The sequence below is a fragment of the Natrinema salaciae genome, assembly GCF_900110865.1.
Classification (GTDB): Archaea; Halobacteriota; Halobacteria; order Halobacteriales; family Natrialbaceae; genus Natrinema; species Natrinema salaciae.
The window spans coordinates 150,598-164,691 of sequence record NZ_FOFD01000006.1 but is presented as its reverse complement, the minus strand read 5'-3'; the positions used below and the strand labels follow the sequence as shown (position 1 = coordinate 164,691).

The window sequence follows — 14,094 nt, the reverse complement described above, 5'->3', positions numbered from 1 at the left end:
CGCGCCATCGCTATCGGTGCCGCCCGCGGTGGACGATCGCCACGTCGGTCTCGAGGTCGCTGAGCTTCCGGAACGTCGGCGGGGAGACGAACCGCGAGGCGGCCGACCGGTCCGTGCTCGAGCCGATGACACAGACGTCGTACCGCGGGGCGACCCGCGAGAGGTAGGACTCGACCGATTCGGTCGCGACGTGGGTCTCGAACCGGCCGGAGAACGCGTCGATCAGGTCCGCGAGCGAACTCTCTGCCATCCTGCGACGCGATTCGGTGTCGATACAGGTACACACGCTGATCGTCCGGCCGGCCTCGGTCACCCGGATCGCGAAGTCGAGCATCGCGCGAGCGGTGTCGCCGGCACCCCGGACCGCGACGAGACTATCTCGCCACTGCCGTCGGTCACCGTCCCCGTTCGACCGGAAGGCGATCACGTCGATTTCGCTGTCGAACAGGCCGCTGATGAACGTCGAGAGGCCGCCGCGATCGCTCTCCGCGTAGGGCGTGACGATGAGATCGCAGTTCTGCTGGCGCGCGGTGCGGAGGACGAGGCCGGCCGACTGCCGCCCGTCGGCCGCGACGACGACTTCGCAGGGGACGTCGTACGCGCGCTCGAGGGACGTTGCGAGCGACTCGAGGCGGCGACCGGCGTCGCTGGCCGCGCGTTCGGCCGCCGTCGTCTCGTCTCCCGCGTCGTCCGCGGAGCCTCGTTGCTCGACGTCTTCCTCGTCGACGACGTCGAAGAGGACCACCTTCCCCGCATCGTGTGCGCCGGCGATCGACGCGGCGAAACGGGCGACCGACTCCCCGGTATCGGCCATCGGGACGAGGACGTGGTCGTCTCCGTTGGTCGTCTGGTAGAGATATCGCGCGCGCTGCTCGTAGAAGTGGTTCCGCCAGACGACGAACGCGGCCGCGACGAACGAACTCGAGACGACGATCCCGAGGACGTAGGCCAACTGCGCGTTGCCGGTGACGAGCACGAGGAGCGCGGTCGAGAACGCCGTCGGCTCCTCCAGGTCGAGCGCCCAGGTACAGACGCCGGTGAAGAAGACGCCGAGAGCGGCACCGGACGCGCTGACGCCACCGTCGTCGAAGCCGGCCGTGGCCGCGAGCGCGAGTGCGAGCCAGCCACAGAGCGCCCCAACGGTCATCCCGCCGACGAACTTCGACGGCGTCGCGTACTTTCCCTCGGGGTCGGCAAAGAGCGTGTACGTCCCGGACGCCAGCGGCGGAAACAGCAGGAACGAGATCGCCGCCGACATATTCGCGAGCCACGTCACCGCCGCGATCAGCAGCGGCACGAACACCAGCACCGAGAGGTGCAACAGGTTCCCCGTGTGCTCGAGCCACCGAACGAAGGAGTCGAGTTCGCGTCGCTCGAGTCGTCGGAGCCGCCTCGCGAGCGCGACCAATCGCGCTCGCACCTGCTCGAGCATAGGGGTTCGTAGTTCGGGGATCGGTCAAAACTGTTTGGCTTCGCTCGGACGATTGGGGCGGCCCGCGCCGACCGGTTCGTCCCCGGTCGTCCGCGTCCTATCGTCCGCGATCCATTATCGTCCGCGTCCTATCGTCCGCGATCCATTTCCGACTCGGGCGCGCCCGCGAGGATTTCGACGCCGCTCGAGGCCCCGATCCGTTCGGCTCCGGCCTCGAGCATGGCGAGGGCGTCCTCGTAGCTGCCGACGCCGCCGCTGGCTTTGACGGGGAGGTACTCGCGCATGAGTTCGACGTCGGCGACGGTCGCGCCGCCGTCCGCAAAGCCGGTCGACGTTTTCACCATCGCGGCGTCGGCCGCGTCGGCGGCTTCGCAGGCCAGCCGCTTCTCCGCGTCGGTCAGCAGCGCGGTTTCGATGATCACCTTGACCGGGATCGGGACGGCGGCGACCAGCTCCGCGAGTTCGTCCCTGACGGCGTCGGTCTCGCCGGCTTTCAGGCGGCCGACGTTGATGACGACGTCGAGTTCGTCCGCGCCGGCCTTCCAGGCCATCACCCCTTCGCGTCGCTTCACCGCGGGAGCGTGCTGGCCGTGCGGGAAGCCGACCACCGTCGCGAGGGTCACGTCGGGAGCGTACTCGGCGGCCATCTCGACCGCGTACGGCGGGATGCAGGCGTTCATTCCGTATTCGGCGGCCGCATCGAGGACGGTCCGGACGTCGTCAGGGGTCGTCTCCGGACCGAGAACGGTGTGATCGATCAGGGGGGCGAGTTCGTTCCGGTTCATACCTCCCTCGAATTTCCGGACGGGCAAAAAGTCGCCCGATTACCCGCGACTGCGCTGTCCGGACCTCGGGCATCGACCCGCGATTCAGCTGCACCGCCAGTACACGATCGCAGATCGCTCTCCCCCTCTCTGCACCGTCCGCGACGAGCACGTGCAACTCGATCCGGAGACGGGATCGTCGATCTGGAACCGTTCCCATCGGAGGCTGAGGCGGCAGGTTCTCGAAACGCATCGCGGTCGGTACCATCCGTCGAGACGAGCGCATACCCGTCGCCACGCCGTCTGAGAGAATTACACACTGCGAGTAAACCGCTCTCGAACCCCCAGAGCTGTTCTTAATACAAAATAAATAAAATGATTGTATAAGCATAGGAGAATTTAATTTCCACTGCCACATAACGTTAGATGCAATGGTTGACCAGAGTACTCGTCGGACGGTCCTGAAGAGTGCAGCGACAGCGATACCGAGTCTCGGCGTATTGGGAGCGGCGAAACCCGTGGCCGCCGAGGACGTCGATATCCCGCTCTCTTCGAGCGGGGACGGCTGGGAGATCGGTGCCTCGGCCGAGCAATACGACACGGCGGATCAGCGAGGCGCACGCCTCGAGGAGGTTTACAGCCAGAATCGGTCGAATATCCTCGTTGATGGGGTGGATACGATCGTCTACGACGGATCCGTAACACGGAACGCCCGGACGGACGCGTCGTCAAGCGAGGTGAACGTGACGAATGCACTTGTTATGGAAGCGTATATGTCGACTTTGCTACCCGTAACGAACGGAACCGTCGATCTCTACCAGCTGGCCCTCATATCCAAGGACACGCCCGCGATCCTTCTTCGCAGTGAAGCTACGCTCTCCGCGAACGGTGACTACACGTTCTATACGATCGCGACGCCCACGATCGGGTCCGACGACGGGACGGACAACGAAGCATGGCTGACCAGTCGGGATGGATACGACGTCGTCGTCGCTACTCACGACGGGCAGTACGTGGCCTTCGCCCAGCGGCAGGACTGGAAGAAAGAGTTCGACGGGCAACGAATCGGGACTCCAGACGGAAAGACGGCACGGGAAGACATCTACACCGAGAACGACGGGTGGATCGACAGCAACGAACACAATCAGGGCCGTATCGACGTCGGCGTCGGTCTCTACGCCGGTGACGTCGACAATCTCACGTGGCTGACGAGTGTCGGGATCGGCCAGAACGAGACCGAGGCCGTCTCGAGTGCCGTCTCCGTGATCGACAACGGGTACGAGACGGAGCGCAGGAAGTACATCCCCTGGATGTAACGCGACTGTCGCCGTCGGCGCGGCCGGCTATCCGGTGGGCGTCGGCGATCCGTCCACCGGATTGTCGCCGTTCCGTCTGAAGACTGCTGCTGAGTTCTATGCGCCGTGGCGACTACCGAATGTCGGTCGGGCTCGAGTGGCGACACCGACGGCGCTCTCGGCCAGCCACCCGACAGCACGCTTTTCAGCGGTGCGGTGTAAGGAGACTCCATGGTCACTGGCGAACCCAGCGTCGTTCCAGCCGTCGAATCCACCGCCGAGGACATCTCCGAGATGCGGATTCGCGGCGCGGCGACCATCGCCGACGCCGCCGCCGCGGCGCTTGCGACCCAGGCCGACCGCTCCGCGGCCGACACCCCGGCCGCGTTCCGACGAGAGCTGCGAACCGCCGCCAGAACGCTCTACGAGACCCGACCGACCGCCGTCAGCCTCCCGAACGCCCTCCGGTACGTCCTCCGCGGCGTCGACGGCGACACCGTCGCCGCCCTCCGGACGTCGACGATCGAGCGCGCCGAGTCCTTCCAGCGCGACCTCGCAGCCGCCCAGGACACGCTCGGCGAGATCGGCGCCAACCGCCTCCGCGACGGCGACGTCGTGATGACCCACTGCCACTCGACGGACGCCCTCTCGTGTCTCGAGGCCGCCCTCGAGTCGGGCACGGAACTCGAGGCGATCGTCAAGGAGACCCGGCCCCGCAAGCAGGGCCACATCACGGCGCGGCAGTTGCGCGAGTGGGACGTGCCGGTGACGCTGATCGCGGACAACGCGGCTCGCCGATACCTGGATCGGGCGGACCACGTGCTGGTCGGCGCCGACAGCATCGCGGCGGACGGCAGCGTCGTCAACAAAATCGGGACGAGCGGGCTGGCGGTGAACGCCCGCGAGCGGGGCGTGCCGGTGATGGTGGCGGCCCAGACGATCAAGCTCCATCCGGACACGATGACGGGCCACACCGTCGAGATCGAGATGCGCGACGAGCGGGAGCTGCTCTCGGACGAGGAGCGAGCGTCGATCACCGGCGCTGCCGACGCCGACGGGGCGGATGGCGACGGACCCGACGCGGTCGCGACCGACGACGGACTGCGCGTCGAGAACCCGGCCTTCGACGTCACCCCGCCGCGGTACGTCGACGCGATCGTCACCGAACGCGGCCAGTTCCCGCCGGAGAGCATCGTGACACTCATGCGGGAGTTATTCGGCGAGACGACGGACGAACCCTGGGAGACGTGAGCCGACGGATTCCCGGTCTGACGGGCGACGGCCGCCGTCCGTCACCGCGGAATCCGTCACAGCTGTGAACGGTTCACAATCGGAAACTGTTAGTTGCTGGTGTGTCCCAGTATTCCCTATGGTATTACCCGAGGGGTTCGTCGTCCCGCCGTGGTACCTGCTGGTTCCGGTGGTCGTGATCCTGGGGAGCGTCATCGCGCTGCTGTGGGCGATCGAGCCGCCGGTAACTGATCGGACCGTGCTGGCGTTCGCGCCGTGGATGATGTTCGGTGCGACCCTCCACGTACTCTACAAGATAGACGCGTTTCCGGCGAGTATCGAACCACTGTTCACCGCGCCGATGGTCTACGCGGTGACCGCGATCCTCGCCGGAATCGTCTGGATCGTCGGCGTGTTCCTCCACGTCGGCGGGCTCCAGTCGACGATTCCCCGATTCGTCGGCATCGCCGGGACGGCGTTTTTCGCCGTCTTCACGATGTTCGCGCTCTTTCAGAGCCTCGATCTGGGGACCTTCGAGCCGTTCTGGCCGGTCATCAGCGTCGTCATCGCCGGTATCGTCACCGCGATCGCCTGGATCGCACTGAGCCTCTGGTTCACCGACGTCGCGGCGACCACGGGCGCGACCGGCGCGCTCGTCGTCTTCGGCCACACCTTGGACGGCGTCACGACCGCGATCGGCTACGACGTCCTCGCGGCCGGCGAGGACGTCCCGCTCTCCCTGCTGATCCTCGAGGCGGGCGAGGCGCTGCCGACCGCCGACTACATCGGTGCCGGCTGGCTGTTCGTCCTCGTCAAGGTCGCGCTCGCGATGGGCATCCTCGGACTGTTCCGGGAGTACGTCGAGGAAGCGCCGCGGCAGGCCCGGACGCTCCTCGCGCTGGTCGCCGCGGTCGGCCTCGGCCCGGCCGTTCACAACGTGCTGTTGTTCACCGTGGCCTGAGCGCGGCGAGCGCCGTCGGCATCGCGACCCCCTCGCGCCGCCACCTAGATTTTTGCCGCACGGGACCATTTCCTCCACGCATCGAATGGATTCGGTCACGGTACTCACGGCCGGCCACGTCAACTGGGACGTGACGCTTCGCGTCGACAGACTGCCCGAACCCGACGGCGAGGCGTCGATCCGCTCGCAGCGCCAGTCCGGCGGCGGCAGCGCCGCCAACGTCGCCGCCGCGCTGGGCGGTCTCGGCGTCGAGACCGGGCTGGTCGGCAGCGTCGGCGACGACGACAACGGGCTGCTCGCGCGCCGGGAACTCGAGGCCGCGGGCGTCTCTCTCGGCGGCGTTCGCGTGGTCGAGGGGGCCGAAACCGCGGTCAAGTACCTGCTGGTCGACGAGGCGGGCGAGGTCGCGATACTCGGCAACGACGGCGTCAACGAGGCGGTCGCGCCGGCCGACCTCGAGCCGGATCGCATCCGGGCGGCCGATCACGTCCACCTCACGGGGCAGCGACCCGACACCGCCGCCGCGATCGCGCGGATCGCGGACGAGGCCGGAATCCCCGTCAGCTTCGATCCCGGTCGCCGGCTCGGGGACCGGGACTACGGCGACGCGCTCGCGCTCGCCGACGTCCTCTTCCTGACCGACCGGGAGGCCGCGGCGCTGTTCGACGGCGAGTCGATCGACGCGGGGAGCGATCGAATCGTCGTCGTCACCTGCGGTGCCGACGGCGCGGAGGCGTACGCGCCCGACGGCGAGTTCGTCCACGCCGGGTTCGACGTCGACCCCGTGGACACGGCCGGCGCGGGCGACGCGTTCGCCGCGGGATTCCTCGCGACGTGGCTCGAGGAGCGCGATATCGACCGCGCACTGGCCTACGGCAACGCCTGCGGTGCGCTGACCGCGAGCCGCGACGGGGCGCGGAGCGCGCCGACGGCGGGGGCGGTCGAAGACGTTCTCACGCGCCGATCCTGACCGGGGCTTTCATCCCACCCCCGTGTTCCCCCGGAGCCGCCGCCGTCGTGCGGTTCTCACCCGATGTTGTCTGACGGTAGTTATATGGGCGGGGACGTTGCCCACTCGAGTGAACAGTCACGATCCTGTGACTGAGAGACATGACGGAAGGAAGGGTAACCGAGTCCCACGGATGTGGCCTTCGACGGCGCATCCAATACGACCGACGTGCGGACGAGCCGCCGAGTATCGCCGCTGCGATGGCACTGGCCCGGTATTTCGGTGACGACGTCACCGCGGCCAGCACGCAGCTGTACGACTACATCGATCCGGACGCACTCGACAGCCTCTTCGCCGAGACGAACAGCGGTACCGCCCGCTCGAAGGGGGTCGTCGAGTTCGAGATAGACGACGCGGTGGTCACGATCCGATCCGAGCGCGTCGACGTGTGCCCGACCGAGTGATCGCCCGACGACACCCGGCGACACCGATTCACCGCGGCGACCACCGGTCGGGTACAGAAAGGGGGTGGCGTCGAGGATCGCCCGACGAGTGGGACGCTCCTCGGCCCTTCCTCGAACTTTTTTTGTGCCACCCGCGGAATCCGACGGTATGGCGACGCAGCCACACCTGCTGGTCGACGACGGAGAGCTGACCGACATCGCGCTCATTCCCGGCGATCCCGGGCGGGTCGACCGGATCGCCGACCACTGCGACGAGTCCGAAACGATCGCGCAAAACCGCGAGTACAAGGTGGTCAACGCCACCTACGAGGGACGAGAGCTGACCATCTGCTCGACGGGGATCGGCTGTCCCTCCGCCGCGATCGCCGTCGAAGAACTGGCCAACGTCGGCGTCGAGACGTTCGTCCGCGTCGGAACGACCGGGGCGCTCCAGTCGGGCATCGAGATCGGCGACATGATCGTCGCGACGGGCGCGGCGAAAAACGAGGGGACGAGCAAGCGCTACGAGGCCGCCGAGTACCCCGCCGTGCCGGACTACGACGTCCTGTCGGCGCTCGTCGATTCGGCGGAAGCGAACGGCGAGGACGTTCACGTGGGACCGATCGCCTCCGACGACGCCTACTACGCCGAGACCGACGACGCCGTCGACGACTGGGAGGCCGCCGGGATGCTCTCCGTCGAGATGGAGGCCGCCGCCGTCTTCTCGCTGACCCGCCGCAAGGGTCTGCGCGCCGGCGCGATCTGTACCGTCGACGGCAACCTCGTCGACGGCACCCAGAAGGGGACCGACACCGAGGACGACGAACTCCCCGACAAGGCCAAGAACAACGTCGGCCGCGCGATCGACATCGCGCTCGAGGCCGCGACCGAACTGTAACGGCTCGGAACCGAACGCCCGCACCTACTCTTTCGAGCGACCGAAGAGCCGTTCGCGGAGCGACCGTTTCGTCGGCCGCTCGGCGAGCAGCACGGAGCTGTCCAGGTCGTCGACGACGTCGAACACGAGCGAGCCGCGGACGAGTCGGGAGAGGAGCCCGCGTTCCGTCGCACCGATGATCACGAGCGTCTCGTCGGCGGCCTCGCGGGCGATCGCGCCCTCGACGTCGCCCAAGGTGTCGACCGTCAGCACGGCGTCTCCGAAGCCGTGCTCGGCCGCCCAGTCCGCGAGGAACTGCTCGCCGGCCTCCCGCTCGTCCTCGTCGACGACGTGGAGCAGCTGGACCGACGCGCCGGTCTGCGAGTGCAGCGTTTTCGCGACCTCCGCCCCAAGCTCGGAGTCCGGGCCGCCGGCGGTCGACAGGAGGATCCGTCCGGGGTCGTAGCCCCGATCTTTCAGGACGAGGAAATCACACGGAAGGTCGTGGGCGAGTTCGTCGAGCGGTTGCTCGGCACGGCCCGCTGCCCACGGTCGGTTCTCTCCCCAGCCGATCACGACCTGATCGGCGTCGTGTTCACGAGCGGCGTCGAACACCTCCTCGAACGAGCGGTGGGAGACGATCGTCGTCGTTTCGATCGGCACATCGTACGCCGTGGCGTGTTCGCGGGCCTGCTCGAGTAGGTTCGCGGATTCCTCGTCGATCCGGTCGAGATGTTCGCCGGCGCGCTCCAGCGGCGTCTGATCGGGGACCTGCACGATGTGTACCGCGTCGACGACGCCGTCGCGTTCGGCGGCGAGCGTGCTGGCCAGCTCGATCAGGTGCTGCTCCGTGTGGGGATTTGACAGCGGTACCAGTACGCGATACTCGCCCGAATCAGCGGGCCCGTCCGCGTCCTCGATCATTCGCGTGATCGTTCGACGACGAGTGCATAAAGCGCTCGGTGCGAGTGACCGGCCCGCGTTCGTCGATCCGCGAGCGGCGATCTTCGGCTCGCTGCGAACGGGTACCGACACCGGCGTCGAGTAACATAGCATATAGTAGTCGACCGAATACAGGGAGAGTATGGACACGCGGCTCGACGAGATCGATCGTCGAATCGTTCACGCGCTGATGGACGATGCGCGGACGATCTCGGCACCGACGATCGCGGAGGAAGTGAACGTCTCGCCCGGGACGATCAGAAACCGGATCGCACAGCTCGAGGACAGGGGCGTGATCACCGGCTATCACGCGAGCATCGACTTCGAGCAGGCGGAGGGACACCTCACGAACCTCTTCATGTGCAACGCGCCCGTCTCCGAGCGCGAAGCGATCGCGCAACAGGCGCGGATCATCCCCGGCGTGATCAACATTCGGGAGCTGCTGACCGGCCGCCGGAATCTGCACGTGCTCGCGGTCGGGGCCGATACCGAAGATCTGCGCCGGATCGCCCGCTCGCTCTCGGATCTCGGCCTCGAGATCGAAGACGAGGTCCTCGTCCAGAGCGAGACGACGCAGGCGTACTCGCCGTTCGGCCCCGGGAACGAGACCCGCGAGGCCATGCTCACGGACTTCATCAGCCTCTCGGGCGACGCCGAGGTCGCCGAGGTGACGGTCGATCGCGACGCTCCCGTCGCCGGCATGAGTTTACAGGAAGCCGCTCGTCGCGAAACGTTCACCGACGATACGCTCGTGATCGCGATCGAACGGGACGACACCGTCGTGACGCCCCACGGTGACACGAAAATTCGCCCGGACGACATCGTCACGGTCTTCTCCCGCAACGGGGTGACCGACGAGACGATCACGAGCTTCCGCTCAAGCGAGGTCGCCGACTCCTGACCCCGGCGTGGCCGACGAGAGCGGTTGCCGTCCCGATTACTGCGCCGTGAGTTGCTCCGCCAGCGCCGTCGTTCGGTCGGTCAGCGTCTCGGTCGTCTCGGCGGCCCCCTGCAGCCGCTCGTTGATCGTCGTGAACAGCCGGTCGAACGCGAGAGTCCCGTCGTCCTGACGCCAGTCGTCCGTTTCGCGCGTCTCGAGCCCGCAGGTCGGACACACCTCGCCCTCGTGCGGCTCGAAGCAGCCGTGACAGCGATCGAGTCCGGTCGCGACCGTTTCGCCGAGCGCGACGACCTCGCGGAGTGCCGACTGCAGTTCGACCGCGGTGTCGGCGAACGCCCGTAGCGCGGTCCGCGTCTCGGCGTCGTACCCCTCGTCCTCGAGCGCGGCGAGTCGCTCGAGGCGGGCGTCGACGACGGCGATCGCGAGCAGGACGTCGCGTCTCGTCCGGCGGAACTCCGAGACCGATTCGTCGACGTCCGCGTCGGTGCCGGGCTCGAGGGCGGTCTCGAGCGTCGCGGGAAGCGACGTCGCGAGCGACGCGAACCCGGCGACGTCCGAGATGGTCGCCCCCTGAACGCGAGTTGTGTCGCGAACGAGCCGAAACAGTTCGTCGCCGGCGATGGCTTCCGTCGGGGCCGGGGCGTCGAGCGTCTCGAAACACTCGTCACAGACGGTGACGAGCGCGCTCTCGTGGACGTCGCCCTCGAGCGGGACGTCGCCGACGGGGAACGGTCGGTGCGTCGTCGGTTCGTCGTCGCCGACGGCCCCGCAGTGGCGACACGTGAACGCGTCGCGGTCGAAGACGGCATCCGAGTCGGCAGTCCAGTCGCGTGAAGTCACGGGCGAGCGAAGACAGCGAGACGACAAAAACGCTCCGGCAGGGCGCGATCGGGAGCGCAAGGTGAGCGGAGCGGACGAAACACTATCCCGCAGTCCGTGGTACGATCCCGTATGAACGATTCGCCGGACGATGCGAACCGACCGGACGACTCGGACGCGGCCGACGAGGACGAATTCAAACTCGAGCGAGCGTACGACCGCGCGGCCCTCGCCACCGTCTTCCGCGAGTTCGCGACGGCCTTCGAAACCGGGCAACCGGTCCGGCTGAACGGCGACGACCGGAGCGTCGGGGTCGCGGTCCCGGAGCGGGTCGTCGCCGAGTTCGAGGCTGGGCACGATGCCGTCGCGGAGCCGCCGGTCGCCGAACTGGAGGTCGAACTCGAGTGGGACGACCCGGACGACTCGAGCGTGCGGATCGCCGAGCGGGACGCTGCCAGCGACGCCGACGCCGACGGCGATGCTGATGCCGGTGCCGACGCCGATGCTGATGCCGACGATGACCGCGTCAGGACGGACGCAGCAGACGTCGATCCCGCGGCGGCGGTGATGCCGCTCGAGGGAGTCACCGATCGCGGCGGACGCGAAGACGAGGCCGACGCGGCCGAGGACGCCGACGGGGCGGCGGACGGCGAGACCGGCCGCACCAGCCGCTTCGAGGTCTACGAGGACAGGGCCGGACAGTGGCGCTGGCGGCTCGTCCACTGGAACGGGAACATCGTCGCCGACAGCGGCGAAGGGTACGCCTCGCGGTCGAACGCCGAACGAGCCGCGCGGAGCGTGATGCGCAGCGCGCCGACCGCGACCGTCGAACGACGGGAGTGAGCCGACGACGGTCCGGAACGAGCGCGGCCTACGGCTTGACGTCGTCGCCCTCGAGATTCACGTCGAGCTCCGCGGAGTGGTCGACCTGTTCGTACTCGAGCGACGGCGTGGTGTCGTCCGGGACGGCGTTGTACTGCCGGAGAAACGAGACGATGCCGCGTTTCCCGCCGAAATCCCCGCGGTACTGTCGGAAGAGCCGCGGGACCGTCGCAGTGTTCGCCCCGGAATCGTACGTGACGTTCTCCTCCAGGAACCACTCGATCGCGATGTCCAGTTCCTCGTCGACATCCCGCGGCGAGTAGACGGCGATCGGCGGGCAGTGGCCGGCCGCGTGGGTCAGCGCGAAGTGAACCCGCGGATCGCACTCCGCGAGACGAAACTGGCGCTCGAACGACGAGGGGAACACGCGAGGCACGTAGCCGAGCCCCCACGGCTGTTTCGAACTGCGGAGCAACCCGTGTTCGATGTCGTTGAGACTCAGCCAGACTCCGCTGATGGGGATCTGATCCCGCGCGAAGAACTTCCACTGGTCGAGGAGGCCCCCCTCGAGCAGGTCGGGGTCTTCCTCCTCCAGCAGCAGCTGCGCGTAGGCGTTGTAACAGTTGAGCCAGAAGGAAAGCTTCCCCTCGCGACTGGCCAGCGCTCGATCCAGTTGCGATCGCTCGAGCGCTGCCAGATGCTCTCGCAGCGGGTCAGCGTCGCCTTCGGTCTTGACCGTATAGAGGAGATCGGCCGAGAGCGAGAGGGGATCGAGCTGAGTCGACATTCGGATAGGAATTAGCGAACCAGCCCCTTGAAGCCGTGTGACGGCTACACACGACAGTCCGGACTGAGAATAAGTTCAAGCTGTGGTTTTATCTCCCCGAGGCCGGAAATAATGGTCGTGAATCTCAGCAAGGGGTTCCTCCTCGTACTCGTCGCACTCTTCGCGTACCTCTCGCTGTTGCTCGTGCTGCCCTTTTTCCAGTACGTTCTCGGTGCCATCCTCGTGGCGTACGTCCTCTATCCGGCGCAGGAGCGGCTCGAACGGCGAGTCCCGCCGGCGATCGCGGCGCTCGCACTCGTCGCCCTCGCGATCGCTGGCTTCGTCGTCCCGCTGGTCGCCGTCGTCGCGGCGGTCGCCAGCGACGCCCGGCGGCTCCTCGAGAACGTCAACACCGACTCGCTGGAGATGGCGGAGCTCGAGCGGGCGATCGAGGCGGAGACCGGTCGCAACGTCGATCTGCCGTCGGCGCTCGCCGACGCCGCACAGAACGTCGGAACGGTCGCACTCGAGCGATCGACCGAGTGGTTCAGCACGATCACGCACGTGCTGATCGGGCTGGGCCTCGCGGTCTTCCTGCTCTACTACCTGCTCAAGGACGGCACCGATCTGCTGGCGTGGATGCGAGAGCTGACGCCGCTGCCGGACGACGTACAGGACGATTTCTACCGGGAGCTCGACGAGGTCATGTGGGCCGTCCTCGCGGGGCACGTGCTGATCGCGATCATTCAGGGGACGATCGCCGGGCTGGGACTGCTCGCGACCGGGGTCCCGAACGCGGCGTTCTGGACGTTCATCATGATCATCCTCTCGTTGATCCCGCTGATCGGCTCGTTCATGGTGTGGGGGCCGGCCGTGATCTTCCTGTTCCTGACCGGGGAGCCGCTGCTCGGGGTGGGGCTGTTCGCCTACAGCACGGTCGTCGTCGGCCTCTCGGACGACTACCTCCGACCGGTTCTCGTCGATCGGTACGCCGAACTCAACCCCGCCGTCATCATCCTCGGCGTCCTCGGCGGCGTCTACGCCTTCGGCGTCATGGGGCTGTTCTACGGCCCCGTCGTCCTCGGCGCGCTGCTCGCGACGCTGGACGTCGTGAACGACCACTACGAGCGGCTCGAGGACGCGTCAGGCATGCAGTGAGTCGGCGGGCGACACCGAGCGACTGCGACCTTCGACCGCCGGCTGACATACAGCGGGTTCGCTCGCGTCGCGCTCCTCGCCCCGTTCGAAATCGGAACGCCGACTGCGGTCGAAACACGTGGCCGTTCACGTTCGGGCTCGAGCGCGGGCCTGCTCGGGCGTGTCGGCCTTGTTGTTCGCGTAGGCGTTGTACGCCGCGAGGGCGGCGACGACCGCGCCGGAGATCGCGGTTCCGGTCGCCAGTTGGCCGCTCCCCATCTCGATGACCGACGGCGAGACGAGCGCCCAGAGGCCGAGCAGGGCGGCCAACGAGGCGACGCCGACGCTCGCCAACCGATTCCTCGACAGCCGGTAGAAGTTGTAGCCGGCGGTCAGGAAGATTGCCGTTCCGACGAGCGTGTCGTTCCAGATCGCCGCGTCCGTCGACTCGAAGATGAACGGCGACGCGACGAGGTAGAGCCCGATCAGCGCGATGAGGGCACTCACCCACTGCATCGCGTCCGTGTTCAGTGAGGTGTAGTCGGTGCGGGTGTCGCGGCCGGCCTCGGTGTTCGGGGTATCACTCATGTGTTCCTCGAAACACGATAGCTGCGGTCCGGGCAAAACGACAGTGCCTGCACCTGTCGGGAAAACACGAATCGACGGTTCTCACCGGCCGTTCGGCCGAACAACCCGACTTCGGCCGGGAGACGCCGAAGCGAATCGGAGACCGGCCGGCCGAGTACGGGTATCGAT

The 14,094-nt window shown here is 67.3% G+C and carries 15 protein-coding genes; 9 read left to right on the top strand and 6 right to left on the bottom strand.

The features are described 5' to 3' along the window. Window positions 1-10: 10 nt before the first annotated feature. Both BMX07_RS19220 and deoC read right to left on the bottom strand, forming a co-directional pair. Window positions 11-1,432: a universal stress protein gene (locus BMX07_RS19220; protein ID WP_090621112.1), complete on the bottom strand. Its 1,422-nt coding sequence runs from the start codon at window positions 1,430-1,432 to the stop codon at window positions 11-13. Window positions 1,433-1,560: 128 nt separating this feature from the next. Beyond that, the gene (gene deoC / locus BMX07_RS19215; protein ID WP_090621111.1) at window positions 1,561-2,217 is read right to left on the bottom strand and encodes a deoxyribose-phosphate aldolase; all 657 of its coding nucleotides are present in this window, start codon (window positions 2,215-2,217) and stop codon (window positions 1,561-1,563) included. 497 nt (window positions 2,218-2,714) lie between these two features. Here deoC and BMX07_RS19210 point away from each other — a divergent pair, with 497 nt between their 5' ends. The 6 genes from BMX07_RS19210 to BMX07_RS19185 all read left to right on the top strand — a co-directional run bounded on the left by BMX07_RS19210 (window position 2,715) and on the right by BMX07_RS19185 (window position 7,972). Further along, window positions 2,715-3,512, top strand: coding sequence for a hypothetical protein (locus tag BMX07_RS19210; protein ID WP_175480214.1), 798 nt, complete (start codon window positions 2,715-2,717; stop codon window positions 3,510-3,512). 210 nt (window positions 3,513-3,722) lie between these two features. Next, window positions 3,723-4,742, top strand: a complete 1,020-nt coding sequence (locus BMX07_RS19205; protein ID WP_090621106.1) for a ribose 1,5-bisphosphate isomerase — start codon at window positions 3,723-3,725, stop codon at window positions 4,740-4,742. Window positions 4,743-4,860: 118 nt separating this feature from the next. Continuing rightward, the gene (locus BMX07_RS19200; protein ID WP_090621104.1) at window positions 4,861-5,682 is read left to right on the top strand and encodes a DUF63 family protein; all 822 of its coding nucleotides are present in this window, start codon (window positions 4,861-4,863) and stop codon (window positions 5,680-5,682) included. A gap of 85 nt (window positions 5,683-5,767) precedes the next feature. Beyond that, complete coding sequence (locus tag BMX07_RS19195) at window positions 5,768-6,652, top strand: ATP-dependent ribose-1-phosphate kinase (RefSeq protein ID WP_090621103.1); 885 nt, start codon at window positions 5,768-5,770, stop codon at window positions 6,650-6,652. A gap of 140 nt (window positions 6,653-6,792) precedes the next feature. Further along, window positions 6,793-7,095 (top strand): HalOD1 output domain-containing protein, encoded by a 303-nt coding sequence (locus tag BMX07_RS19190; protein ID WP_090621102.1) that lies wholly within the window; start codon window positions 6,793-6,795, stop codon window positions 7,093-7,095. 148 nt (window positions 7,096-7,243) lie between these two features. After that, window positions 7,244-7,972 (top strand): nucleoside phosphorylase, encoded by a 729-nt coding sequence (locus tag BMX07_RS19185; protein ID WP_090621100.1) that lies wholly within the window; start codon window positions 7,244-7,246, stop codon window positions 7,970-7,972. Between the two features lie 24 nt (window positions 7,973-7,996). Here BMX07_RS19185 and BMX07_RS19180 read toward each other — a convergent pair whose 3' ends face one another. Continuing rightward, window positions 7,997-8,875 (bottom strand): universal stress protein, encoded by an 879-nt coding sequence (locus BMX07_RS19180; RefSeq protein WP_090621098.1) that lies wholly within the window; start codon window positions 8,873-8,875, stop codon window positions 7,997-7,999. Window positions 8,876-9,035: 160 nt separating this feature from the next. On the opposite strand from BMX07_RS19180, the gene BMX07_RS19175 reads away from it, so the two are divergent. After that, entirely contained in the window at window positions 9,036-9,794 is a 759-nt protein-coding gene (locus tag BMX07_RS19175; RefSeq protein WP_090621097.1) for an Lrp/AsnC family transcriptional regulator, read from the top strand. Window positions 9,795-9,830: 36 nt separating this feature from the next. Here BMX07_RS19175 and BMX07_RS19170 read toward each other — a convergent pair whose 3' ends face one another. Beyond that, complete coding sequence (locus BMX07_RS19170) at window positions 9,831-10,634, bottom strand: HNH endonuclease (protein WP_090621093.1); 804 nt, start codon at window positions 10,632-10,634, stop codon at window positions 9,831-9,833. 111 nt (window positions 10,635-10,745) lie between these two features. On the opposite strand from BMX07_RS19170, the gene BMX07_RS19165 reads away from it, so the two are divergent. Further along, window positions 10,746-11,456, top strand: a complete 711-nt coding sequence (locus BMX07_RS19165; protein ID WP_090621089.1) for an amphi-Trp domain-containing protein — start codon at window positions 10,746-10,748, stop codon at window positions 11,454-11,456. A gap of 28 nt (window positions 11,457-11,484) precedes the next feature. On the opposite strand, the gene BMX07_RS19160 is transcribed toward BMX07_RS19165, so the two are convergent. Beyond that, on the bottom strand, window positions 11,485-12,222 hold the full coding sequence (locus tag BMX07_RS19160) for a DUF547 domain-containing protein (RefSeq protein WP_090621087.1): 738 nt from the start codon (window positions 12,220-12,222) through the stop codon (window positions 11,485-11,487). A 117-nt stretch (window positions 12,223-12,339) separates the two neighbouring features. Here BMX07_RS19160 and BMX07_RS19155 point away from each other — a divergent pair, with 117 nt between their 5' ends. Continuing rightward, window positions 12,340-13,359, top strand: a complete 1,020-nt coding sequence (locus tag BMX07_RS19155; protein ID WP_394328402.1) for an AI-2E family transporter — start codon at window positions 12,340-12,342, stop codon at window positions 13,357-13,359. Between the two features lie 126 nt (window positions 13,360-13,485). On the opposite strand, the gene BMX07_RS19150 is transcribed toward BMX07_RS19155, so the two are convergent. Further along, window positions 13,486-13,926 (bottom strand): SPW repeat protein, encoded by a 441-nt coding sequence (locus BMX07_RS19150; protein WP_090621081.1) that lies wholly within the window; start codon window positions 13,924-13,926, stop codon window positions 13,486-13,488. Between the last annotated feature and the right edge of the window lie 168 nt (window positions 13,927-14,094).